Below are 24,444 nucleotides of genomic sequence, written 5' to 3' on the forward strand. Positions count from 1 at the left end.
CCGGGCCTTCTCGCGTCGTGGGTCAGAAACCGATGGCAGCCTGGTAGCGCGGCTTGTGTCCGGTGCGGATGCCGGTGACGCTGGGCTTGTTCTCGTACACACCCGCTCCCCAGTTGCCCTCGACGAGCGCGGGGCCGTCGGGGGTGACGACGATGTCCCAGCCGACATACTGGATCTGCGGCACGACTCTGGCGACCTGATCGACGAAGTCCCGGACCTCGTCCATCATCGGCAGCTGGAAGTCGGCGATGGGAAAGCCCGAGTCCGGGTGCGTGACGTGCACGTGGCCGTGCGAGTCGTAGCCGGGTCCCCTCGAGTGCCCGTTCTCGTCGAGCATCGTGTAGAAGCCGCCGAAGCTCATCTGGTCGCTCACCGCGCCCCGGCCGAACTTCTGGGCGATCGCGAGGATGTGCGTCTTCTCGCCGTCGAAGAACGCGGTGATGCGCGTGGTGTTCACCGTTCCCGGGCAGACGGCAGCGAGGTCCTCGTGCTGGCGGATGACCTCTTCGACGAGCACCTGCTTCTTCGCGAGCAGCTGCGCGTGGAACGCCGTCCAGTCGGCGACGTCGGCGGCGTGGTAGCGGTGCACGCCGGTGCCGGCCTGTCCGTGGGTCTCCTTGACGACGATCGTGCCCTGTCGCTCGGTGAAGGCGCGCAGCTCGTCGGCGTTGCCTTCGGTGATCAGCATCCACTCGCGCTTGAGGAAGGCGTCGAAGCGGGCGTCGAACTCCGCCTTGTCATGGAAGAGGTGGCGGTAGTCCGGGTGGTCGTACTGCTGGGAGATCTGATTCGAGACCGGGTGGGTCATGAACGTGTCGCGCTCCGCCTTGGTGAGGATCGCGAAGTCGTAGTCGATGTAGTCCTGGAAGCCGACGTTGTGACGACCGGCGGACCACAGCATGTCGACCACGACGACGGGCACGGCCTTGCCGTGCTGTTCCGAGGCCTCCTTGGCCCTCTCGATCACCGACGCGACGTCGATGCGGCGGGCGCGGTCCGCCAGGTAACGGAGGCGGGGCGCGAGGGAAAAACGTGACATGGGTCTCCAAGGTCGGGGTCGCATCCAGTCTACGGCGGGCACGACTGCCATTCTGGGAGGCCGGAGTTAGGGTGGAAGCGTGTGTGCGAAGACCTCCAGCTCCCGTCCGCGCGCGATGATCTCGCGGGCGGCATTGGCCTCCGCCGCGGCCGAGGCCGTCGCCGCCGGAGGCCGCGTCGCGGATCTGCGCCGAGATGCCTGGGGGCACGGGGTCCTCGCCGTCGCGCACGCGGTCACCGCAGCCGGAGCCTCTGCCGTGCGCGTGGACTACGCCGAGGAGGCCGAGGCGCTGCGCCTGGAGGGCATCGACGCCGTCATCCACGGGGAGGCCGACATCGATCCCTTCCTCCTCTACGGCCTGCCCGATGCCGAGGGGGACCTTCGTACGGCCCCGGTGATGCGCCTGACCGGATCCGTCCTCTCGACGAAGCCGCTCGAACCCGGTGATGCCGTCTCATACGGCTACACCCACCGGGCCGCGCGGAACACGACCGTCGCACTCGTCACCGGGGGATACGCCCAGGGGATCGTGCGCAGTCTCGGCAACGCCGCCCACGTCGAGATCGCGGGCACCGAGCGGCCGATCATCGGCCGTGTCGCGATGGACGTCTGCGTGATCGACCTGCAGGACGCGGGGGAGACGGAGCCCGGCGTCGAGGTCACCTACTTCGGCGGGCGCGGGCCGTCCGCTCCCGCACTCGCCCGATGGAGCGCGGTGACCGGGCTCTCCGTCGCGGAGCTGATCACGGTCGCCGGAGCCCACGCCGAGCGGGGGTGGGAGGCATGAGCCGGCCGGTCCTCGAGATCAGCACCGCGCGATTCGCCGCCAACATCCGGGCGGTGCAGGAGCGCATCGCGCCCTCGGCGCTGATGGTCGTGCTCAAGGACGACGCCTACGGTCACGGACTCGGCTGGGCGGTCGAGGCCGCCCGAGATGCCGGGGTCGAGTGGTACGGCTCGTACGACGTCGCCAGCGGGATCGAGGCCCGTCGGGCGCTCGGAGACACCGGGCGGATCCTCGCATGGGTCACGTCGACGGATGCCGAGATCGACGAGGCGCTGCGTGCGCGGATCGACCTCGGCGTGGGAAGTGCGGAGTATCTGCGGCGGATCATCGCGCGCGCGCATCACCTCGGGCTGCGGGCGCGGGTGCATCTCAAGATCGACACCGGCCTGCACCGCAACGGTCTGCTGCCGTCGGAGTGGGAGGGCGTGCTCGTCGAGGTCCGCGCTGCCGAGACCGCGGGGGAGATCGAGCTCGTCGGCATCTGGAGTCACCTGGCCGAGGCGAGCGACGCGGAGGACGACGAGGCGCAGCGACTCTTCCTCGAGGCCGTCGATGTCGCCGAACGGACCGGCGGGACGCCCGAGGCACTGCACCTGACGGCGTCGGCCGCCTCCTGGTGGCGACCGGAGCTGCGCGGATCGGTGTCGCGGATCGGCGCGTTCTGCTACGGGGTCCGGTCGGCGGACGGTCCGGAGCTCGAGGGGATCGAGCCGATCGCGCGCCTCGGTGCGGATGTCGTGGAGATCGTCGAGGGCGACGCGGTGATCGGGGTCGGTGCCTTCGACGGCATCCCTTCGTCGTTGGCGGGCTGCCGTGTCGGGACGCCGCAGGGCCAGCGCGAACTGCGACGCATCGATGCGACCACATCGGTGGTCGCAGGGTGGCCAGGCGCAGCCGTGGGCGATCGGGTGTGGGTGTTCGGACCCGGGACGCATGGCGAAGACAGCGCCACCACGCTCGCGGAACGCATCGACACGGTCGGCGAGGAGATCCTCACCCGGCTGACGTCCCGGGTGCGCCGGGTGGTCACGCCGTGAGTCGCGTGGTGATGCCTTAACGAGAGCGGGACCCGTCAGAAGACGGGTCCCGGGGCTGATCGATCCGAGATCAGTCGATCAGACGAGCGGTCTCATCGTGCCAGCTCGTCGCGACGCTGCGAAGCTTCTCTTCGTACTTGCGGCCGTGGTGGGCGCAGAAGAGGAGCTCGGAGCCGTTGACCTCGGCGGCGATGTACGCCTGAGCTCCACAGGAATCACAGCGATCCATGGCGGTCAGGCGGAACTCGACGGTGGAGGTCTCACGTTCGGTCGTTGTTGCGTTCATCTCGGTGCCTCCTTGAGTGTCGGGTCCCGGCTGGGCGTGTTCAATACAACCACGCTGTCGCTGTGGGCATGCCCGGTTTGCGGCGTGTTTCGCTCAGCGCGTACGCTGCGCGCCTCTCTCACCCGTCCGCGGCGAGTGTCGTGGGCGTCGGAGGCCGTGCGGAGAATAGACTCGGACATTGTGACCGCCGAGTATTCCGCCCATCATCTCCAGGTGCTCGAAGGGCTCGAGGCCGTCCGCAAGCGCCCCGGTATGTACATCGGCTCGAACGGATCGCCCGGCCTGATGCACTGCCTCTGGGAGGTCATCGACAACGCCGTCGACGAGGCCGTCGCCGGCAACGGATCGAAGATCGACATCATCCTGCATGAAGACGGAAGCGTCGAGGTCCATGACCGCGGTCGCGGCATCCCCGTCGACGTCGAACCGCGCACCGGACTCACCGGCGTCGAGGTCGTGTTCACGAAACTGCATGCCGGTGGCAAGTTCGGCGGCGGCTCGTACGCCGCGTCGGGCGGTCTGCACGGTGTCGGCGCCTCGGTGGTGAACGCCCTGTCGGAGCGTCTCGACGTCGAGGTGGACCGCGGCGGCAAGACCTACGCGATGTCGTTCCACCGCGGTGAGCCCGGACTCTTCGCCGACAGCGGCGAGAAGCGACCGGATGCCGTGTTCACGCCGTTCCGCGACAAGAGCGAGCTGCGGGTCATCGGCAAGGCACCGCGGGGAGCGACCGGAACCCGGATCCGCTACTGGGCCGACCACCAGATCTTCACGAAGGATGCCGCGTTCCAGCTCAACGAGCTGGTGACGCGCGCGCGGCAGACGGCCTTCCTCGTCCCCGGTCTCGAACTCGTCATCCGCGACGAGCGTGCGGCGAACGGCTCCGAGGTCGAAGGTCAGCCGATCGAGACCTCTTACCGCTATGACGGCGGTATCTCGGAGTTCGTCGAGTACCTCGCGAACGACGCTCCCGTCACCGACACCTGGCGCATCCAGGGCGAGGGCACCTTCAAGGAGACCGTCCCGGTCCTGCAGGCCGACGGCCACATGATCGCGACCGAGGTCGAGCGTGTCTGCGCCGTCGACATCGCCATGCGCTGGGGCACGGGCTACGACACGACCACGCGGTCGTTCGTCAACATCATCTCCACGCCCAAGGGCGGCACCCATCAGCAGGGCTTCGAGCAGGAGCTGCTCAAGGTGCTGCGTTCGCAGGTCGATCAGAACGCACGACGGCTGAAGGTCGGCGCCAACGACAAGCTCGAGAAGGACGACGTCCTCGCAGGCCTCACCGCGGTGCTCACGGTGAACGTCCCCGAGCCTCAGTTCGAGGGGCAGACCAAGGAGATCCTCGGCACACCGGCCGTGCGCCAGATCGTGGCCCAGGTGCTCCGCAAGGATCTCGCGGCCCGCTTCAGCTCCACCAGACGCGACGACAAGAGCCAGGCCACTCAGCTGCTCGACAAGGTCGTCGCCGAGATGAAGGCGCGCGTCTCGGCGCGCGCACACAAAGAGACGCAGCGACGCAAGAACGCACTGGAGTCGTCGACGTTGCCCACGAAGCTCGTGGACTGCCGCACGAACGAGGTCGAGCGCAGCGAGCTCTTCATCGTCGAGGGCGACTCGGCGCTCGGCACGGCCAAGAACGCGCGCAACAGCGAGTTCCAGGCCCTTCTGCCGATCCGCGGCAAGATCCTCAACGTGCAGAAGGCCTCCGTCGGCGACATGCTCTCCAACACCGAGTGCGCGTCGATCATCCAGGTGATCGGTGCGGGCTCCGGACGCAGCTTCGACATCGACGCCGCCCGCTACGGCAAGGTCATCCTGATGAGCGACGCGGATGTCGACGGTGCCCACATCCGCACGCTGCTGCTGACACTGTTCTACCGCTACATGCGCCCGCTGATCGAGCACGGCCGGGTGTTCGCGGCCGTGCCGCCCCTGCATCGCGTGATCGTGATCAACCCGGGGTCCAAGCCCAACGAGACGATCTACACGTACAGCGAGCAGGAGATGCATGCGCTGCTGGCCAAGCTGCGCAAGGCGGGCAAGCGCTGGCACGAGCCGCTGCAGCGGTACAAGGGTCTCGGAGAGATGGATGCCGAGCAGCTCGCCAACACGACCATGGATCGCGGCGGACGCCTGCTGCGCCGGGTGCGCATGGAGGATGCCGAAGCCGCGGGGCGGGTGTTCGAGCTGCTGATGGGCAACGAGGTGGCTCCGCGCCGGGAGTTCATCATCGACTCGTCGGACCGGCTGTCGCGCGAGTCCATCGACGCCTGACGTCAGCGCCTGACCTCGACGCCTGACGTCAGCGTGCGGCCGTCATCGCCGCCCTGTACACGGCGAGCAGCGCGTCGCGGTGGGTGTCCTGGGCGACGCGAGTGCGGTGCGCGAGGGCTGCGGCGCTCATCGTGGCGACGCGGCCCGGGGCATCCTGCAGGCTGCGGAGCGCACGCGCGAGTCCGTCGGCATCCGGCGTGGGGGTCACCAGTCCTCCGCCGTCCGGCAGCATCTCGGCCAGATCGGGGTCGGTGACGACCACCGGCAGCCCGGAGGCGAGGCCCTCGAGGATGACCATCGGCTGGTTGTCGAAGTCGAGAGACGTCGAGACCAGCACGTGCGCACGGCGCATGGCATCGAGCACCTGCGACTGGGGCACCGCGCCGTGCACGATGAGCCGCCCGTCCGGCAGGTCGGCGGCGGCGGACGACACGGCACGACGCGCGACGCCGTCACCGAGCATCTCGGCGCTGATCCCCGGTAGCCGACGCACCGCGTCGACGAAGACGGACGGGCGCTTCTCCGGAGACAACCGCCCGCACCACACGACCCGGAGATCCTCGCCGGCGCGCAACTCGCGGGGTGTCGGCCAGCCGACCGCATCGAGCACACTCGCCTCGAGTCCGTTCGACAGGACGGTGAGGGGAGTGCGCACGCCCTGCGCGACGAGCTTCGCGGCGAAGTGGGCGGAGGGCACGATGACCTGGTCGGCGTGGTTCGCCTGACTCACCATCAGCCGCCACATGCGGCGCGCCATCCGAGTCGTCGCGTACGCGGCCGTCGGGTCGAGGCGTGCCTGTGCGTGGCTCATCCAATGCCGGTGCATCGCGGCGAGCAGCATCGTCGTGACCGAGGGGAGGGGGAGCACCGATCGCGTGTAGACGTCGATGCGCCCGTGCATGGTCTGCACCACGGGCACGCCCAGCGCCCTGGCCGCGTCGAACCCGGCGAGTGCGGCGAACATCTCGGTGTGCACGTGCACCAGGTCGATCCCGCGGGCGCGGAGCTCGCGGCGCAAGGACTCCGCCGCGGCTCGCGGGGGCCAGGTGAACGGGTAGCCGTCGGGGGCGAAGCCGCGGGCGGTCGGCAGCCGCACCACGTGCGGGTCGTCGCTCTCCGCGGCCAGCGGTGCGAACACGAACACCTCGTGCCCCGCCTGCTCCAGCGCCTCGCGGTGTGCCTTGATGACCGTCTGCACACCGCCCAGCGTCGGCAGGTAGTAGTCGGTGACCATGGCTATGCGCACACGACCACAATAGGGCGGCTAGGGTGAGGGGCATGTCCGGAGCCCGTGTGCTGGTGACGGGGGCGAGCGGGTTCCTCGGCGGGCACGTCGTGCCCGATCTGCACAGGCACGGCTACGAGGTCTTCGCCGCGGGCCGTGACCTGACGGCGCTCGCGCGGGTGGCCGACGAGGCGCATCGGGTTCCCGGCGACCTCGCGTCGCTGCGGCGCCTGGACCTTCCGGTGGACGCCGTCATCCACTGCGCCGCCCTCTCGACGCCGTGGGGTGCGTGGCGGGACTTCCGGTCGACGAACATCGAGGGCACGGGCCACGTCGTGGAATTCGCCCGTCGCAACGGTGTGCGCCGGATCGTGCACGTCTCCTCGCCGAGCGTGTACGCGGCGCCGCGCGATCGACTCGGCATCCGAGAGGGGGATGTCGACCGCAGCAACCGCCTGAACGGCTACATCCGGTCGAAGATCGCCGCGGAGGACCTGCTGCTCGAGGCGCGGGATGCCGGCACGATCCCCGAGTTGGTCATCGTGCGCCCGCGCGGACTCATCGGAGTCGGTGATCCGAGCCTCGTGCCGAGACTCCTCGCGGTGCATCGGCGGATCGGGGTGCCGCTCTTCGACGGAGGCGACGCCCTCATCGACCTCACCGCGGTCGAGAACGTCGCCGCCGCTCTGCGCCTCGCGCTGCACCGCGGCGATGCCGCCGGGGGCGTCTACAACATCTCCAACGACGATCCCCGACGATTCCGCGACCTGCTCACGACCCTGCTCGGCCTCCTCGGACAGGAGCCGCGGTTCCGTCCGGTGCCCCGGCCCCTTGCCTGGGCCCTGGCCGGTGTTCTGGAGCGGGTCTGCTCCGCTCTGCCCTGGCGTCCGGAACCTCCGCTCACCCGCTACACCCTCACCACCATCGCCTACTCGCAGACCCTCGACGTCTCGCGCGCGAAGGCCGACCTCGGATACCGACCCGAGGTGTCCCTCGACGAGGCGCTCGCCCGGGTCGCGGCGCACATGACGGGGGAGTCATGACCGGCCGCCTCCGCCACTACGTGTGCGGGAAGACCGTGCACGATGTCGGCGCCATGTTCCACGGGGAGCCTCGGGGACGCCGGGAGTTCCCCTCCGGCGTGTTCCTGTACGACGCTGCGGACGGACGGCGCGTGCTGTTCGACACGGGGTATGCCACAGGGGAGTGGCGCACGGGGTGGCGCGGTGCGGCCTATCGGCGCCTCCTGCCGCCGCAGGTGGACGACGAGGACGACATCGCGGTGCAGCTCCGCGACGACGGTGTGGATCCGGCATCCGTCACGCACGTCGTGCTGTCGCACCTGCACCCCGATCACATCGGCGGCGTCCGCCGCTTTCCGCATGCGACGTTCGTGCTGAGCGCGGGACACCAGCGGACGCTCGCCGGACCGCGTCTGCGCGACGGGGTTCTGACGGGGCTGCTGCCCGACTGGTTCTCCGGGGCGGAGCGCCGCACTCTCGCCGACGACGCGTTCGTCGACGTCGCGGTGCGGGGCACGGTGCTGCGCGGGCACGATCTTCTCGGCGACGGCTCGTATCTCGTCGTGGACCTCCCCGGCCACGCAGACGGGCACATGGGAGCCCTGATCGAGGGCCGCGTCCTGCTCGCCGGTGACGCGGCGTGGGGGGCGGACCTCCTCGACGCCTCGGGACGACTGCGGATGCTCCCGCGTGCGATCCAGCACGACCCGCAGCGCTATGCGTCCACGGCGAGCACGCTGCGCGGCCTCGCCGCCGCCGGCATCCGCGTCCTCTGCAGCCACGACCCGCTCGGAGCCACGGAGCTGCTGAGCTGATGTCGCGACTGAGGATCCTGCGCGAGTTCGCGGCGGTGCGGTGGTTGCGTCCACTGCGCACCCGAGCGGCAATCGAGCGGCGTCAGCGGCGCCTGCTGCGCGCGCACCTGCGGTTCCTGCGTCGTCGATCCCGGTACTTCGGAGATCTCCTCGCCACGCGATCCTTCGCGGACCTCCCGCTGATGGACAAGAGCGTCATGATGAACCGGTTCGACGACATCACCACGGTCGGTGTCGGCAGGGATGACGCGCTGGCCCTCGCGATCGCGAACGAGCGCGCGCGGGAGTTCGACCTCGACCTCGGGTCCCACTCCGTGGGTCTCTCCAGCGGCACGAGCGGACACCGCGGCCTGTTCGTGGTGAGTGCGGCCGAGCGCGACGCCTGGGTGGGGGCCGTGCTGGCGCGAACCCTCCCGCGCGGTGCCCTGCTCGGACACCGCATCGCGCTCTTTCTGCGCGCCGACAACACGCTCTACGAGTCGGTCGGCTCCGCGGCGGTGTCGTTCCGCTACTTCGACGTGTACGCGGACATGGCGGAGAACATCGCGGCTCTGCGCTCCTTCGGCCCGACCATCCTCGTGGCTCCGCCCTCCGTGCTCCGGCTGATCGCGCGTGCCGCGGATGCCGGGGAGTTCGACGTCGTCCCGCAGAAGGTCTACGCGGTGGCCGAGGTGCTCGAGGTCTTCGACGCGCAGCGGATCACGCGATCGCTCGGACAGGAGCGTCTGCATCAGCTGTACCAGTGCACCGAGGGGTTCCTCGCGCACACCTGCCCGCACGGGGTCATCCACCTCAACGAGGACGACATTCTGGTCGAGCGGGAGTACCTGGATGCCGAGCGCTTCACTCCGATCGTCACGGATCTGCGTCGTCGTGCGCAGCCGATCGTGCGCTACCGCCTCGGAGACGTGCTGCGCGAGCGCACGTCGCCGTGCCCGTGCGGCACCGCCCTGACGGCGATCGAGCGCATCGAAGGGCGCGAGGGCGACACGCTGATCCTCCGCGGGCTCGACGGCCGCGAGGTGCCCGTGTTCGCGGACGTGATCACGCGTGCGCTGCTGTATGCCGACGGGTTCGACGAGTACCGCATCACGCAGATCGGCGAGTCGCGCCTGCAGATCGCCCTGGACACGGTCGATGATCGGTCTCGGCGCCGCGTGGCGGATGAGGTGGGGGCGCTCGCGCATCGACTCGGATGCGAGCGTCCGGACCTCGAGTTCATCGGATTCGTGCCGGACGGGTCGGCGAAGCTGCGTCGGGTCGTGCAGGGATGGGGGGAGCGGAGATGGTGAGGAACTGCGAGATCGCGGGGTGGGGGACATTCCTGCCCGACCGCACGGTGAGCTTCGGGGGCGAGACGCGATATCGCCTCGACGACGAGACATCGCACCTCGACATGCTCGCGGAGGCGTGTGAGCGCGCACTCGCACACGCAGGCGTCCGCGCCGATCAGATCGATCTCGTCCTCGGTGCCTCAGCCGCCGGCATCCAGCCGATCCCGTGCACGGCGGCGCTCGTGCTCGAGAGGCTGACACTGAGCGGTCGCGCCGCGGCTTTCGATGTGAACTCCACCTGCACGAGCTTCATCACGGCGCTCGACGTCGCCTCGCGCTATCTGGACGCGGGGGACCACGAGACGATCCTCGTCTTCGCGGGCGACGTGGGCACGCGGTTCCTCAACCCCGAGCAGCGCGAGAGCTTCGAGCTCTTCAGCGATGCCGGCGCGGCTGTGGTGCTGCGCCGTTCCGCAGATCCCGTACGCGGTGTGATCGCGAGCGCACAGCGCACCTGGCCCGCCTACGCGCACGACACGGAGATCAGGGGCGGACTGTCGGGGTCTCCGGCGCAGGTCTACGCGGAGCGGGACCCCGCGGACTACCTCTTCGACATGAACGGGCGCCGTGCACTGCTGGGGATGATGCGTGTGCTGCCGGAGTTCTTCGAGTCGTTCCATGCGAGCGCGGGCATCTCCTACGACGACGTCGCGCTGTGGGTGCCGCACCAGGCATCCGCAGCACTCGGCCCGATGCTCGACCGCCTCGGTATCCCCGTCGAGCGACGCATCGATGAGGTGCGGCACTTCGGCAACATGGTCTCGTCTTCGGTGCCGTTCATGCTCGCCCGCGCGCTCGAGAGCGGTCGGGTGCGCACCGGCGACACGGTGATCCTGTGCGGCACGGCCGCCGGACTCACCGCCAACATCCTGGCGCTGCGCCTCTGACCGGGCGCGACCGGGCATACCGCGCGCGTGGTCAGACCAGGGTGCGGCCGATGCTGCCGATCACGCCGTCGATGGGCTGACCCGACGCATCGCGCCTGGCGCCCGCCTCGGGGAGCTTGCGCACGGCGCCGGTCGGGTCGACGGCCTGCGCCGGGGTCGGCCCGACCCAGGCGACCGTGAGCCGATCCTCGCCCTTCAGGAAGGAGTGCGCCCGGACGCCGCCCGTCGCACGGCCCTTCGCGGGATACTCCGCGAACGCCGACACCTTCGCTCGCCCCGGTTCCGTTCCCGGGAGGATGCTGTCGGACCCGGAGACGGTGGCGACCACCGCATCCGTGTCGGGGGCCACGGCTCCGAAGAAGAGCACCGTGGACCCTGCACCGAGCTTGATCCCCGCCATGCCGCCGGCGGGCGCACCCTGCGGGCGCACCGCGGACGCCGAGAAGCGCAGCAGCTGAGCATCGGTCGTGACGAACACCAGATCGGCATCGTCTCGCGCCTCGACGGCTCCGACGACGGTGTCGCCGGGTTTCATGCCGATCACCTCGAGGTCCGGGCGCACGGGCAGCGTCGAGGGGACGATCCGCTTCACCGTTCCCTGCGCGGTGCCGAGCGCAATCGGGGTGTCGCTGTCGAAGCGGACGAATCCGAGGATCCGCTCTCCCCGCGTCGTGATCCCGAGGTAGTCCCGCAGCGGCGCGCCGGCGGCGAGCTGCACGGACGACGACGGCACCGACGGCAGGTCGACGGGGGAGAATCGCAGCACTCGCCCCTCGGAGGTCAGCGCGCCGATCTCGGCGCGCACCGTCGTCTCGACGGTGGCGAGGATCGCGTCGTGCTTGCTGCGCCGAGGCGGCAGGGAGAGCTCCTGGCCCTCGCCGAGATCCACTCGCACCGCCCGCCCGGTGGTCGACAGGACGAGAACGGTGGGCGCATCCGCGATCTGGAGGTCGACAGCACCCTTCGTCGCGCGAGGCTTGGCGGGAGCGGCGTTCATCAGCAGCGTGCGGCGAGGGGTGCCGTACGCCTCGGCCGCGGCGTCGAGCTCCTTCGCGACCGCTGCACGCAGCAGCACGTCGCTGGCGAGGAGTTCGCGCAGGGCTGCGATCTCGGCGAGAAGGGCATCGCGCTCGGTCTCGAGCTCGATCCGCGAGAACTTGGTCAGACGGCGAAGGCGCAGCTCGAGGATGTACTCGGCCTGCAGCTCGCTGAGATCGAACACCGAACGCAGCCGGGACCGCGCCTGCTCGGAGTCATCGGAGGAGCGGATGACCTGGATGACCTCGTCGATGTCGAGGATCGCGATGAGCAGACCCTCGACGAGGTGCAGGCGCTCTTCGCGCCGGGCCAGGCGGTAACGACTGCGCCGGGTGATGACCTCGAGCCGGTGGGCGACGTAGACGCGCAGCATCTCCTTGAGCCCGAGCGTGCGGGGCTGCCCGTCGACGAGCGCGACGTTGTTGATGCTGAAGGAGTCTTCGAGGGGCGTCAGCCGATACAGCTGCTCGAGCACGGCCTGCGGGTCGAAACCGGTCTTGACGCCGATCGCGACGCGGAGTCCGTGGTTGCGGTCGGTGAGGTCGGTGACATCGCTGATTCCCTGCAGCTTCTTCGCCTGCACCGCATCGCGGATCTTCTCGATCAGCCGCTCGGGGCCGACCATGTACGGCAGCTCGGAGACGATGATCCCGGTGCGCCGCGGCCCGAGCGGTTCCACCGAGACCTTGCCGCGCACCTTGAGCGCACCACGGCCGTTCGCGTAGGCGTCCTTGACACCGTCGAGGCCCATCAGGATGCCGCCGGAGGGGAAGTCCGGGCCCGGCACGAACTCCATCAGCTCCTCGGTGGTGGCATCCGGATTCTCGAGCAGGTGCGTGGCTGCGGCGACGACCTCGATGAGGTTGTGCGGGGCCATGTTGGTCGCCATGCCGACCGCGATGCCGCTGGCGCCGTTGACGAGGAGGTTCGGGAACGCCGCAGGCAGAACCGAAGGCTGCTGGAACTGCCCGTCGTAGTTCGGCACGAAATCGACGACATCCTCGTCGAGGTTCTCGGTGAGGGCCATCGCCGGTGAGGCGAGCCGTGCCTCCGTGTATCGGGCGGCGGCGGGACCGTCGTCGAGCGAACCGAAGTTGCCGTGCCCGTCGACGAGCGGCACCCGGAGCGCGAAGTCCTGAGCGAGACGCACCAGCGCGTCGTAGATCGCGGAATCACCATGCGGATGCAGCTTTCCCATGACCTCGCCCACGACGCGGGCGCTCTTGACGTGGCCGCGGTCGGGGCGCAGTCCCATCTCGGACATCTGGTAGAGGATCCGTCGCTGCACGGGCTTCAGGCCGTCACGCGCATCGGGCAGCGCCCGGGAGTAGATCACCGAGTAGGCGTATTCGAGGAACGAACCCTGCATCTCGGTCTCGAGATCGATGTCCTGGATTCGCTCCGGTGCGAGCTCGGCAGGCGGGTTCTTCGGCATGGCCATCCTGAGTGTGCGAAGGCTGAGTTGTGCAAAGACTGAGCGCGTGGGGGAGCCTGTGTCAGACTGGCTCGGGTGTCCCTCATTCTACCGTCCGAGCCTGCCGCCGCTCGGAGCATCGTCGGGGTGGCGGACGACGTGTTCGACGCCCTTCGCGGCGACTCCGCGGTGCTGCCTCGCGCCGAATCGGTCGTGCTGGTGCTCGTCGACGGCCTCGGGGCCATCAGTCTGCGCGCTCACGCCGGGCATGCGCGCGCCCTCACGGCGGGTATGGCGAAGAAGGACGTGGCGTATTCGGTCTTCCCTTCGACCACCGCGGCGGCGCTCACCAGCATCCTGACCGGTGTGTGGCCGGGCGAGCACGGCCTGGTCGGATACCGCGTCCGTGATCCCGCGCGGGACATCCTCGTGAACCAGCTGACCGGGTGGGAGTCCGAGGGTCTGGATCCGATGACCTGGCAGGCGGCCCCGACCGTCTTCGACCGAGCGCGGGGGGAAGGGCGACCGGCATACGCGGTCGGTGTCGCTGCGTATGCCGAGAGCGGATTCACTCGGGCGACGCTCCGCGGAGCCGACTTCGTCGCCGCGCAGACACCCGCGGATCGCGTGGCTGCGGCCTACGATCTGGCCGAGCGGAACCCCGGTGCGCTCGTCTACTGCTATCTGCCCGAGGTCGACAAGGCGGGGCATCGGTACGGCGTCGACTCCGCCCAGTGGGTCGCGGCGCTCGAGGAGATCGACGGCGCCCTGTCGCTCCGCGTGCCCCCGGGGGTCGGCGTCCTCGTCACCTCGGACCACGGGATGGTCGACGTTCCGGCGCACAGGCAGATCGTCCTCGAGGCGGAGCACCTCGCGGGCGTCCGTCACATCGGCGGCGAGCCCAGGATGCTGCATGTCTACACGGACCCCGAGGCCGATGCCGCGGCCGTCGCCGCGCGGTGGTCCTCGGATCTGCAGGGACTGGCCGATGTGGGCACCAGGGAGGACGCGATCGCCGCGGGGCTCTTCGGGCCGACGATCGCGCCCGCCGCCGCGTCACGGATGGGCGACCTGCTGGTGGTCGCACGGGGGAACGGCGCGGTCTACGACGGCACCGCCGCAGACCAGCGCGGTCGTGGCATGGTCGGACAGCACGGCGGTCTCACCCCGGAGGAGAGACAGGTGCCGCTGCTCCGGCTGGGGGCCTTCGCGCGCTGACGCCGCGTCTACTCGTCGGTCTTGGCGCCGAAGACGATCTCATCCCACGACGGCATGGCGTTGCGCCGCTTGCGCCGCCCGCCGGTCTCGTTCGTCGGCTCGGCCGGTGCCGCGGGTTCGTCTTCGCGCTCGTCGGACTGATCGCCCTCGAACGCATCGAACAGGGCGATCGGTCCCGTCTCGTCGTCGTCGGGATGCTCGAGGAGAGGGGCCGTCTCGCGCTGACCGCGGCGGCGGCGGAGCGCCTCGAGCAGATCGGCGGTCTCCGGGCTGGTGGTCGCGGATTCCGGGGCCCGTTTCGTCGCGGCGTTCTGCGCGGCGGCGGCGGACCGCTCGGGGATCGCGACGTCGTCGACCTCACTCTCGGGAGTGGGCACCAATCGCGGTCCGAACGCGCCGGAGTCGAAGCGGCTGTCGTCCTTGTAGGGCGACGGCTGGCGCTCGGCGTCGACCGCGCGCAACCGGGGGATCAGTCCGTCGGGAAGAGAGCCCTGACGGGAGAGCTGGGTCGCATCCGCGTTGAGCGGCGAGAGGGCGCTGCGGCGGGGATCGAAGCTCCAGCGCGCGTCATGGTCGACGTCGTTGGCGCTGAACTCGAGCTTGATGACCCAACCGTTCTCGCCCTTCCAGCTGGCCCACCGCTCGGCGGAGGCTTCGACCTCTGCGAGCTTGGCGCGGATGGCGGTGCCGAACGTCGGCTGCGCGTCGGGCTCGACATCGCTGCCGATCAGGACGGGGACGGCGAGTGCCTGACCGATCACGTGCTCGCGCTCGGCGAGGACCGGACCCTCGAAGCGCACGACGTCCTCGACGGCGATGCCCAGCAGCTCGGCGACCTCGGTCGTGGTGAGTCCTGCGCGGATCTGCGCCTGGATGTCGCGCGGGCTCGCGGCGAGGCGTTGCGCGGCCGGCTCGCTCTGCCGCGTGGCGCGGCGGAGCTCACGATGCAGGACGTCGTCGATGGGCAGCGCGAACCGCTCGCCCGACTCGGTCGCGAGTACGAGCAGGCCTGCCTCCGTGCCGACGATGGTGACGTTTTCCATGCGAATGCCCCTCTGATGGGTGTCTGTTCATGGTGTCACGCGGGGCGGGCCCGAGGCGGGAATACTCTGGGCGTGCCGTGAGTTTGCTCTGTCGCACCCACGAGCATTTGCTTATTCCTTCGTGGTCATGCAAACTATGGCCGCCGATTACCCCCGACGGCGCACCACCCACTCGCATGAAAGTGGAGATTCACCACATGGCAACCGATTACGACGCCCCTCGAAAGAGTGAAGACGACTCCGAGTCGATCGAAGCCCTCAAGGAGCGTGTGCCGGACAAGCTCTCCGGTTCTTCGGGAGACGAGGATGCGGACAACCCGTCCAGCTTCGACCTCCCCGGAGCCGACCTCTCCGATCTCGAGCTCGATGTCGTCGTGCTGCCGCCGCAGCAGGACGAGTTCACCTGCATGAACTGCTTCCTCGTGAAGCACCGTTCGCAGCTCGACCACGAGGGAGCCTCCGGCCCCATCTGCAAGGAGTGCGCTGCCTGAGCGCACCAGAGCGAGAAGAAACGCGCCCCGGACCGTCATGGTCGGGGGCGCGTCGTCTTTTCCGAGGGGGTATCGCGTATGCCCGGGTTCCGCATGGCCCTAGGGTCATGCGGAGAGCGCGGAAGGGCTCAGCCCTGCGCGGCGATGATCGCCGCGGCGAGTCGGTCGGGCGTCCTGCTCGAGATCGTCCAGGTGTCGACGGGGTCATCGGGGTCGATGTTCGGCACCACGACCAGACCGTCGATGCCGCCGCGGATCAGGTGCCAGCCGCGTGCAGGAAGCCCCGGGCCGCGAGCCTGGCGGGCGTCCTCGGCGGTCAGGGCGATCGGCATGCCGAGGTGGCGGACCTCGATGTGCGCTCGACCCGCACTCAGCACGTCACCGTCGACCGCGACGACGGGGGTGACCGCGATCACGGCGATCACCAGCAGCGCCGAGACGGCGGCCCCGGCGACCAGAGCGATCGTGGAGCCGGCGGGCACCGCGATGAGCGCGACCATCGGGCCGGCGAGAGCCACCGTCACCAGCAGCCACAGGCTGGGGGACAGTCTCTCGCGGTAGCGGGTGCGCGTGTCGGGGTCGATGTTCTGCATTAGCCTCGGGGGGTGACTGATTCCGTTGATGTCCCCATTATCGCCTCTGTGGTGCCGGGATACGCTCACCCCGGCGACGCGGGAGCAGATCTGGTCGCTGCCGAGGCCGTGCACCTCGCACCGGGTGAGCGTGCGCTGGTCGCCACCGGAGTACGGATCGCGCTGCCCGACGGATACGCGGCCTTCGTGGTCCCGCGCAGCGGGCTCGCCGCCAAGCACGGCATCTCGATCGTCAACTCGCCGGGCACCGTCGACGCGGGCTACCGCGGTGAGATCAAGGTGAGCCTGATCAACACCGACATCCACAGCGCGTACGATGTGGCCGTCGGCGATCGCATCGCGCAGCTGATCGTGATGCCGGTCACCCGTGCCGTCTTCATCCCGGTCGAGGAGCTGCCCGACAGCATCCGCGGCGAAGGTGGCTTCGGTTCGACCGGCTACCAGGCAGACACCCATTCCCCCTCGGCAGGACAGACCAATGACTGACAACAACGAGACTCCCTCCGCGCCGGCTCCCCACGATCGGGCCTCGCAGGGACCCTTCGACGACTCCGAAGCGAACCCGGTGCGGCCGTACATCGATCTCGGTGGCATCAAGATCCTTCCCCGCGAGGGGCTCAACCTCCGTCTGGAGGTCGAGGAGCAGTCCAAGCGCATCGTCGCGGTCGGTCTCGACTACGCCGAGTCGTCGCTGCAGGTGCAGCCCTTCGCGGCGCCGCGGTCTGGCGGGCTCTGGGACGAGACGCGCGTTCAGCTGCGCGACCAGGTGCGCACGCAGGGCGGCCGGGTCGAGGAGCGCGAGGGCCCTCTCGGCAAGGAGCTCCTCGCCGAGGTTCCTGCGGCAGCGAGCGAGGGATCGGAGCTGCGTCTGGCCCGTTTCATCGGCATCGACGGCCCGCGCTGGTTCCTCCGCGGTGTCATCGGCGGTGCCGCCGCCTCCGACCTCGAGGCCGCGGCCAAGGTCGAGGACCTGTTCCGCTCGATCGTGGTCGTCCGCGGGGGTGCACCCATGCCGCCGCGCGATCTGATCCCGCTGAAGATGCCCGCGACCCCCGGCTCCGCGTGAGCACGCAGGTCCCCGAGCCGGAGCGCGAGCAGACGGCGTCGGACATCGTGGGCGCGGCCCTCGGCGGTGCGGCACGGCGCGCCGGACTGGATCCGAACGAGAGCAGCGCCACCGGCAAGGTCGTGTGGTCCGCGATGGGCGGCTGGCGCGGCATCCTGGAATCGGTGCTGCCGAGCCTCGCGTTCGTGATCCTCTTCACGGTTCGGCCCGAGCCGCTCATCCTGCCCCTCGGGGTCTCCGTCGGACTCGCGGCGGTGTTCACCGTCGTCCGGCTGGTGCAGAAGTCGCCTCCGTCGGCCGCGATCGGCGGTCTCGTCGCTGCTGCCGCAGCCGCAGCGCTCGCGCTGCTGACCGGGCGCGGCGAGGACAACTTCGTCCCCGGGCTCATCACGAACGCCGTCTATGGCTCCGCCATGCTCGTCTCCGCACTCGTCGGATGGTCGCTGATCGGCCTCGCCGTGGGCTTCCTGATGGGGGAGGGCACCGCCTGGCGGAGCGACCGGCGCAAGCGCAGGGCATTCCTCTGGCTCGGCGTCGCGTGGGCCGCCCTGTTCTTCGCGCGGCTCGCGGTGCAGCTGCCGCTGTACCTGACCGGCGACGTCACCGCACTGGGGACCCTGAAGCTGGTCATGGGCCTGCCGCTGTTCGCTCCGCTGATCGCGGTGACCTTCCTGGTCGTACGGGCGCTGTATCCGCGCGCGTCGGATGCCGGAGACGCAGCTCGGGCGTGATAGATTTATCTTGACATCAAGATAAATTGCAGGCTTCCACTCGCGGGTCGAGCAGAGCAGACTGGTTAGGTCTGCCTTGCTAGCCGCAGGGGCTCGCTGGCGAGCAAGATGGAGGCGCCTGTCGCTCCCATCCGAATAGAAGGAGACGGATTCGTGTCCACGGTGAACAGCTTCGGTGCCAAGAGCACCCTGACGGTCGGCAGCACCGACTACGAGATCTTCCGCATCGACACGGTGCCCGGTTTCGACAAGCTCCCCTTCAGTCTCAAGGTCCTCCTCGAGAACCTGCTTCGCACCGAGGACGGCGCGAACGTGACGAAGGCGCAGATCGAAGCCCTGGGTTCGTGGGACGCCGCGGCAGAGCCCAACACCGAGATCCAGTTCACGCCGGCCCGTGTGGTCATGCAGGACTTCACCGGTGTGCCGTGCATCGTCGACCTCGCCACCATGCGCGAGGCCGTGACGGCGCTCGGCGGCGACGCGAACAAGATCAACCCGCTGTCGCCCGCCGAGATGGTCATCGACCACTCGGTGATCGCCGACCTCTTCGGCTCGGAGAACGCGCTCGAGCGCAACGTCGAGATCGAATACGAGCGCAACGGCGAGCGGTACCAGTTCCTGCGCTGGGGCCAGACGGCCTTCAGCGACTTCAAGGTCGTTCCGCCCGGAACCGGAATCGTCCACCAGGTGAACATCGAGCACCTGGCGAAGGTCATCTACGACCGCGACGTCGACGGCGTGCTGCGCGCGTACCCCGACACCTGTGTCGGCACCGACTCGCACACCACCATGGTGAACGGCCTCGGCGTGCTGGGCTGGGGTGTCGGCGGCATCGAGGCCGAGGCCGCGATGCTCGGTCAGCCCGTGTCCATGCTCATCCCGCGCGTCGTCGGATTCAAGCTCTCAGGCGAGATCCCCGCGGGCGTCACGGCGACCGACGTGGTCCTCACGATCACCGACCTGCTGCGCAAGCACGGCGTCGTCGGCAAGTTCGTCGAGTTCTACGGTGAGGGAGTGGCGTCCGTGCCGCTCGCCAACCGCGCGACCATCGGAAACATGAGCCCGGAGTTCGGCTCCACGGCGGCGATCTTCCCGATCGACGACGTCACGCTCGATTACCTGCGCCTCACCGGGCGCAGCGACGAAGCCGTCGCACTCGTGGAGTCGTACGCCAAGGAGCAGAAGCTCTGGCACGACGCCTCGCACGAGCCGACGTTCAGCGAGTACCTCGAGCTCGACCTCGGCACCGTGGTGCCGTCGATCGCGGGCCCGAAGCGCCCGCAGGACCGCATCCTGCTGTCCGAGGCGAAGTCGCAGTTCGAGCAGGACATCCTGGCGTACGCGTCGGCATCCACCTCGGACTCCGTCGTCGACCTCGAGTCGAAGCACTCGTTCCCCGCATCCGACCCGGGCTCCGTGCCCGGCGAAGAGGAGCCGGTGACCACCCGTCCGGTGCACATCAACAGCGGCGCCCCGGCGAACGCCTCGAAGCCGGTGCCGGTGACCACGCCGTCGGGGGAGAAGTACATCCTCGACAACGGCGCCGTCACTCTCGCGGCCATCACCTCGTGCACCAACACGTCGAACCCCTCGGTGATGATCGCTGCCGGGCTCGTGGCCCGCAAGGCGCTCGAGAAGGGCCTGAAGCAGAAGCCGTGGGTCAAGACGACCCTCGGGCCGGGCTCCAAGGTGGTCACGGACTACTACGAGAAGTCGGGTCTGGACAAAGACCTCGAGGGCCTCGGGTTCTACACCGTCGGCTACGGCTGCACCATCTGCATCGGCAACTCCGGTCCGCTGATCGAAGAGGTCTCCGAGGCCATCAACTCGCACGACCTCGCCGTCACCGCGGTCCTCTCCGGAAACCGCAACTTCGAGGGACGCATCAGCCCCGACGTGAAGATGAACTATCTCGCGAGCCCGCCGCTGGTCATCGCCTACGCACTGGCAGGGTCGATGCACTTCGACTTCGAGAACGATGCACTCGGCAAGGGAACAGACGGTGAGGACGTCTTCCTGAAAGACATCTGGCCCACGCCTGCCGAGGTCCAGGAGCTGGTCGACTCGTCGATCTCCCGCGAGCAGTTCATCAAGCAGTACGCGACCGTCTTCGACGGTGACGAGCGTTGGCGCAGCCTGCCCACTCCGGACGACGACATCTTCCAGTGGGACGAGAACTCGACGTACGTGCGCAAGGCACCCTACTTCGACGGCATGACGATGGAGCTCACCCCGGTGGCCGACATCTCGGGTGCCCGCGTGATGGCGACGCTCGGCGACTCGGTCACCACCGACCACATCTCGCCGGCCGGAAACATCAAGCCCGGCACGCCGGCGGCGCAGTACCTCACCGAGCACGGTGTCGACCGCAAGGACTTCAACTCCTTCGGATCGCGCCGAGGCAACCACGAGGTGATGATCCGCGGCACCTTCGCGAACATCCGCCTCAAGAACGCCATGGTGGCGGCGGTCAACGACGGCCAGGTCGTCGAGGGTGGATACACCCGCGACTTCACCCAGCCGGGCGGCCCGCAGTCGTACATCTACGACGCGAGCATGAACTACCAGGAGCAGGGCACACCTCTCGTCATCTTCGGCGGCAAGGAGTACGGCTCGGGATCGTCGCGTGACTGGGCGGCCAAGGGCACGAGCCTGCTGGGTGTCAAGGCGGTCATCACCGAGAGCTTCGAGCGCATCCACCGGTCGAACCTGATCGGCATGGGTGTCGTCCCGCTGCAGTTCCCCGCGGGCGAGAGCTGGGAGTCGCTCGGCCTCGACGGCACCGAGATCGTCTCGATCTCGGGTCTCGAGGAGCTCAACGAGGGCGTGACCCCGAAGACCGTCAAGGTCACGGCCACCCCGAGCGAGCAGTCGCCCGAGGGCAAGCAGGTCGTGGAGTTCGACGCGGTCGTCCGCATCGACACCCCCGGCGAGGCGGACTACTACCGCAACGGCGGCATCCTGCAGTACGTGCTGCGTTCGCTGGTCTGATCGACCGTCGACAGGGGCCCGATTCTTCGGAATCGGGCCCCTGTCGCATGCCGTGCGCGGTGTCAAGGGGAGCGGTCGCTCCGAGCTTTCACGGATGCCCCGAGGTAGGATCGATCAGGCGTCCGAACCGAACGGATGCCGTCTACGGTGCCTATGAGGAGGTGCAGATGCCGATCCTTCCGAGCATCTCAGGACCCCGCGACCTGGACGCACTGTCCGAGGACCAGCTGGTCGAACTCGCGGCGGAGATCCGGGAATTCCTGGTCGAGAACGTCTCCCGCACCGGCGGGCATCTCGGCCCGAACCTCGGCGTCGTCGAGCTCACGATCGCGCTGCACCGCGTCTTCTCCTCACCCGATGACCCCTTCATCTTCGACACCGGGCACCAGTCGTATGTGCACAAGCTCCTCACGGGGCGCCAGGACTTCTCGAAGCTCCGTCTGCGCGGGGGATTGGCCGGCTACCCTCAGCGCAGCGAGAGTGCGCACGACGTCGTGGAGTCGTCGCATGCCTCCAGCTCGTTGAGCTGGGCCGACGGCGTCTCTCGCGCCCTCACCGCCACGGGGCGAGCGGACCGACATGTGGTCGCCGTGCTCGGCGACGGGTCGCTCACCGGGGGAATGACCTGGGAGGCGCTCAACAACATCTCCGACGACAACGACCGCAACCTGGTGATCGTCGTGAACGACAACGGGCGATCGTACGCACCGACCATCGGCGGCATGTCGCGCTATCTCAACCGCGTGCGCACGGCCGCTGCCTACAAGGATCTGCATCACAAGTCCGATCGCCTCTTCCGTGCCTTCGGTCCCGTCGGTCGCGCGGTCTTCCGCGGAGTGCGGGGAGGAACCCACGGTTTCCTCTCGCGCTTCACGAACAACGAGGCGCTGTACTCCAACCTGGACATCAAGTACCTCGGCCCGATCGACGGACACGATCTGCCCGCGCTCCTCGAGACGCTCGAGCTGGCGAAGTCCTACGGCGCACCGGTGATCGTGCACACGATCACCGAGAAGGGTCGGGGCTACCAGCCCGCACGAGACGACGAGGCGGATCAGTTCCATGCCGTCGGCCGCATCGATCCGGTGACCGGCGAGACGCTCTCGTCGGGCGGTACGGGGTGGACCGAGGTATTCTCGGACGCGTTGGTGTCGGTCGGCGAGCGCCGTGACGATGTCATCGCCATGACCGCCGCGATGCTGCGACCGACCGGACTCGCTCCGTTCGCGGAGCGCTTCCCCGACCGCGTCTACGACGTGGGCATCGCCGAGCAGCACGCGGTCGCCTCGGCGGCAGGGCTCGCCTTCGGCGGCCTGCATCCGGTCGTCGCGCTGTACGCCACCTTCATGGGTCGCGCGTTCGACCAGGTGCTCATGGACGTCGCGCTGCACCGGGCGGGCGTCACCTTCGTGCTCGACCGCGCCGGTGTGACCGGTCCTGACGGCCCCAGCCACCACGGCATGTGGGATCTGGCGATGCTGCAGATCGTGCCGCACATCCGCATCGCGGCTCCCCGCGACGGGGAGCGTCTGAGGGAGGCACTCGATGAGGCCGTCCTGGTGGACGACGCTCCGACGGTCATCCGCTTCCCCAAGGGCGACGTCTCGCCGGAGCTCCCTGCCGTCGAGCGGCTGCATGACGGTGTCGACGTGCTCTCCAGAGGCGAATCCGAAGACGTGCTGCTCGTGGCGATCGGCCCGTTCGCGGCTCTCGCGATGGACGTCGCCGAGAGGCTGCGCGCTCAAGGCATCGGGGCGACCGTGATCGATCCGCGCTGGGCGATCCCGGTGCAGCCGTCGATCGTGAGCATGGCGGCGCGACACCGTCTCGTCATCACGATCGAAGACGGGATCCGCGTCGGAGGCATCGGCACGCGCGTGCGCCAGGTGCTCCGTGAAGCCGGCATCGATACGGCGGTGGACGAGCTCGGGCTCCCGGACGAGTTCATCGACCATGCCTCGCGGGACCAGATCCTCGCAGACGCGGGCCTCACTGCGGCGAAGATCGCCCAGGATGTGGTCTCCCAGGTGTTGGGAACCCGGATCCCCGTCGCGCGTCAGACCGGCGAGACGGGCACGATCGACCTGCCTCTCCGCGAACGCCGCTGATCGCTCGCCATGGCGGGCATCGATCGCAGGATCCGCGTGGGGTGGAGACCGCCGCACGGGACGAAGCGATGAGCGGTCACGTCGCCGTCCTGTCGAATCCGGCGGCCGGAAAAGGCCGCGCGGTCAGGATCGCGGCCGACGCTGTCGATCGTCTGCGCGCCGGCGGCGCGGAGGTGCGCGCCTACACCGGAGCGTCGGCGGCCGAGTCGCGCGAACTCGCCGTGCGGGCGCTGGCGGCGGGGCCCACGGTGTTCGTCGTCGTCGGCGGTGACGGCACCCTGTCCGGCCTCCTCGACCTGCTCTGCGGTCAGAGCGTGCCCGTGGCCTTCGTCCCCGCCGGGACCGGCAACGATCTCGCTCGCGCACTCGGGCTGCCCCTGCGCTCCGCCGCCGGCGCCGCGCTGGTCGCGATGAGCGGCCGCCGCCGCGTGATCGATGTCGGAGAGGTGCGCTCCGGCGAGAGCACCCGATTGTTCCTCACCGTCGCCGCCCTGGGATTCGACGCCAAGGTCACCGAGCGCACCGATCGTCTGCGCTGGCCGTCGGGCCCGATGCGCTACTATCTGGCGCTCCTCATCGAGCTCGTCCGTCTTCGCCCGGTGCCCTTCCGGCTGTCTCTCGACAGCGAGCCTGCACGCGATGCGGCGGGGACGCTCATCGCCGTGGGCAATACCGAGAGCTACGGGGGCGGGATGCCGATCTGCGTGGGCGCGACGCCGGATGACGGGCTGCTCGACGTCGTGCACGTCCGGGCGCTCGGTCGCCTGCGCCTGGTGGCGCTCTTCCCCCGACTCCTGCGGGGCCGCCATCTGAGCGCCGCGGAGGTGTCGCATCGCCGGGTGCGTTCGGTCGCGATCTCCGCTCCCGGCCTGGCGGTGTACGCCGACGGCGAGCGGGTGGCGACGGGGGAGTGCACGATCGAAGTCCGCGCCGCAGCTCTCACGATGATGGTGCCGGCATCGGGCGACCACGCCTGACGACCCCGACTCCCCGCTTCGGAGTCGACGCGCAGAGAGACCGCAGTGCCGTGCTCGCC

Annotated in this window: 21 protein-coding genes; 15 read left to right on the top strand and 6 right to left on the bottom strand. The window is 69.2% G+C overall.

The genetic code is table 11. The features are described 5' to 3' along the window. Positions 1-22: 22 nt before the first annotated feature. Entirely contained in the window at positions 23-1,039 is a 1,017-nt protein-coding gene (locus FQ142_RS08450; RefSeq protein ID WP_149422969.1) for a sugar-transfer associated ATP-grasp domain-containing protein, read from the bottom strand. A gap of 79 nt (positions 1,040-1,118) precedes the next feature. Here FQ142_RS08450 and FQ142_RS08455 point away from each other — a divergent pair, with 79 nt between their 5' ends. Further along, positions 1,119-1,826 (top strand): alanine racemase, encoded by a 708-nt coding sequence (locus tag FQ142_RS08455; protein ID WP_262492103.1) that lies wholly within the window; start codon positions 1,119-1,121, stop codon positions 1,824-1,826. Further along, entirely contained in the window at positions 1,823-2,863 is a 1,041-nt protein-coding gene (locus tag FQ142_RS08460; protein ID WP_149422970.1) for an alanine racemase, read from the top strand. Before FQ142_RS08455 ends, FQ142_RS08460 begins: the two co-directional genes overlap by 4 nt. Before the next feature lie 70 nt (positions 2,864-2,933). On the opposite strand, the gene FQ142_RS08465 is transcribed toward FQ142_RS08460, so the two are convergent. After that, positions 2,934-3,149, bottom strand: coding sequence for a hypothetical protein (locus FQ142_RS08465; RefSeq protein WP_045255025.1), 216 nt, complete (start codon positions 3,147-3,149; stop codon positions 2,934-2,936). A 180-nt stretch (positions 3,150-3,329) separates the two neighbouring features. Here FQ142_RS08465 and FQ142_RS08470 point away from each other — a divergent pair, with 180 nt between their 5' ends. Beyond that, positions 3,330-5,432, top strand: a complete 2,103-nt coding sequence (locus FQ142_RS08470) for a type IIA DNA topoisomerase subunit B (RefSeq protein ID WP_410477432.1) — start codon at positions 3,330-3,332, stop codon at positions 5,430-5,432. Positions 5,433-5,460: 28 nt separating this feature from the next. On the opposite strand, the gene FQ142_RS08475 is transcribed toward FQ142_RS08470, so the two are convergent. Next, positions 5,461-6,678, bottom strand: a complete 1,218-nt coding sequence (locus FQ142_RS08475) for a glycosyltransferase (protein WP_149422971.1) — start codon at positions 6,676-6,678, stop codon at positions 5,461-5,463. Positions 6,679-6,710: 32 nt separating this feature from the next. On the opposite strand from FQ142_RS08475, the gene FQ142_RS08480 reads away from it, so the two are divergent. Genes FQ142_RS08480 through FQ142_RS08495 form a run of 4 tightly spaced genes read left to right on the top strand, consistent with a single transcriptional unit; the run spans position 6,711 to position 10,715 of the window. Further along, positions 6,711-7,700, top strand: a complete 990-nt coding sequence (locus FQ142_RS08480) for an NAD-dependent epimerase/dehydratase family protein (RefSeq protein ID WP_149422972.1) — start codon at positions 6,711-6,713, stop codon at positions 7,698-7,700. Then, positions 7,697-8,494 (top strand): MBL fold metallo-hydrolase, encoded by a 798-nt coding sequence (locus FQ142_RS08485; RefSeq protein WP_149422973.1) that lies wholly within the window; start codon positions 7,697-7,699, stop codon positions 8,492-8,494. The genes FQ142_RS08480 and FQ142_RS08485 overlap by 4 nt, the downstream gene beginning before the upstream one ends. Continuing rightward, positions 8,494-9,786, top strand: coding sequence for a F390 synthetase-related protein (locus FQ142_RS08490; RefSeq protein ID WP_149422974.1), 1,293 nt, complete (start codon positions 8,494-8,496; stop codon positions 9,784-9,786). The genes FQ142_RS08485 and FQ142_RS08490 overlap by 1 nt, the downstream gene beginning before the upstream one ends. Then, positions 9,780-10,715 carry a 3-oxoacyl-ACP synthase III family protein gene (locus FQ142_RS08495; protein WP_223145281.1) on the top strand — a complete coding sequence of 312 codons (936 nt, stop codon included), beginning with the start codon at positions 9,780-9,782 and terminating at the stop codon, positions 10,713-10,715. The genes FQ142_RS08490 and FQ142_RS08495 overlap by 7 nt, the downstream gene beginning before the upstream one ends. Before the next feature lie 31 nt (positions 10,716-10,746). Here FQ142_RS08495 and FQ142_RS08500 read toward each other — a convergent pair whose 3' ends face one another. Further along, positions 10,747-13,188, bottom strand: a complete 2,442-nt coding sequence (locus FQ142_RS08500) for a DNA topoisomerase (ATP-hydrolyzing) subunit A (protein ID WP_149422975.1) — start codon at positions 13,186-13,188, stop codon at positions 10,747-10,749. A gap of 75 nt (positions 13,189-13,263) precedes the next feature. Here FQ142_RS08500 and FQ142_RS08505 point away from each other — a divergent pair, with 75 nt between their 5' ends. Next, positions 13,264-14,385, top strand: a complete 1,122-nt coding sequence (locus FQ142_RS08505; RefSeq protein ID WP_262492104.1) for an alkaline phosphatase family protein — start codon at positions 13,264-13,266, stop codon at positions 14,383-14,385. 8 nt (positions 14,386-14,393) lie between these two features. Here the strand turns inward: FQ142_RS08505 and sepH are convergent, their stop codons facing one another. Continuing rightward, positions 14,394-15,428 (bottom strand): septation protein SepH, encoded by a 1,035-nt coding sequence (sepH, locus tag FQ142_RS08510; RefSeq protein WP_149422976.1) that lies wholly within the window; start codon positions 15,426-15,428, stop codon positions 14,394-14,396. Positions 15,429-15,625: 197 nt separating this feature from the next. On the opposite strand from sepH, the gene FQ142_RS08515 reads away from it, so the two are divergent. Then, positions 15,626-15,919: a DUF4193 domain-containing protein gene (locus FQ142_RS08515; protein ID WP_045255033.1), complete on the top strand. Its 294-nt coding sequence runs from the start codon at positions 15,626-15,628 to the stop codon at positions 15,917-15,919. Between the two features lie 128 nt (positions 15,920-16,047). Here FQ142_RS08515 and FQ142_RS08520 read toward each other — a convergent pair whose 3' ends face one another. Next, positions 16,048-16,512 (bottom strand): DUF3093 domain-containing protein, encoded by a 465-nt coding sequence (locus FQ142_RS08520; RefSeq protein ID WP_149422977.1) that lies wholly within the window; start codon positions 16,510-16,512, stop codon positions 16,048-16,050. A 12-nt stretch (positions 16,513-16,524) separates the two neighbouring features. On the opposite strand from FQ142_RS08520, the gene dut reads away from it, so the two are divergent. The 6 genes from dut to FQ142_RS08550 all read left to right on the top strand — a co-directional run bounded on the left by dut (position 16,525) and on the right by FQ142_RS08550 (position 24,385). Continuing rightward, positions 16,525-16,998 carry a dUTP diphosphatase gene (gene dut, locus FQ142_RS08525; protein WP_056417788.1) on the top strand — a complete coding sequence of 158 codons (474 nt, stop codon included), beginning with the start codon at positions 16,525-16,527 and terminating at the stop codon, positions 16,996-16,998. Beyond that, positions 16,991-17,578 (top strand): DUF3710 domain-containing protein, encoded by a 588-nt coding sequence (locus FQ142_RS08530; RefSeq protein WP_056417784.1) that lies wholly within the window; start codon positions 16,991-16,993, stop codon positions 17,576-17,578. The genes dut and FQ142_RS08530 overlap by 8 nt, the downstream gene beginning before the upstream one ends. After that, a complete protein-coding gene (locus FQ142_RS08535; protein ID WP_149422978.1) occupies positions 17,575-18,309 on the top strand; it encodes a DUF3159 domain-containing protein in 735 nt (244 codons plus the stop codon). Before FQ142_RS08530 ends, FQ142_RS08535 begins: the two co-directional genes overlap by 4 nt. Positions 18,310-18,462: 153 nt before the next feature. Beyond that, positions 18,463-21,300, top strand: coding sequence for an aconitate hydratase (locus tag FQ142_RS08540; protein ID WP_056417778.1), 2,838 nt, complete (start codon positions 18,463-18,465; stop codon positions 21,298-21,300). A 167-nt stretch (positions 21,301-21,467) separates the two neighbouring features. Then, positions 21,468-23,408, top strand: a complete 1,941-nt coding sequence (gene dxs, locus FQ142_RS08545) for a 1-deoxy-D-xylulose-5-phosphate synthase (protein ID WP_056417776.1) — start codon at positions 21,468-21,470, stop codon at positions 23,406-23,408. Positions 23,409-23,476: 68 nt separating this feature from the next. Then, positions 23,477-24,385, top strand: coding sequence for a diacylglycerol kinase family protein (locus tag FQ142_RS08550; protein ID WP_149422979.1), 909 nt, complete (start codon positions 23,477-23,479; stop codon positions 24,383-24,385). Positions 24,386-24,444 lie beyond the last annotated feature (59 nt).

It is taken from the genome of Microbacterium sp. ANT_H45B, assembly GCF_008369345.1.
Classification (GTDB): Bacteria; Actinomycetota; Actinomycetes; order Actinomycetales; family Microbacteriaceae; genus Microbacterium.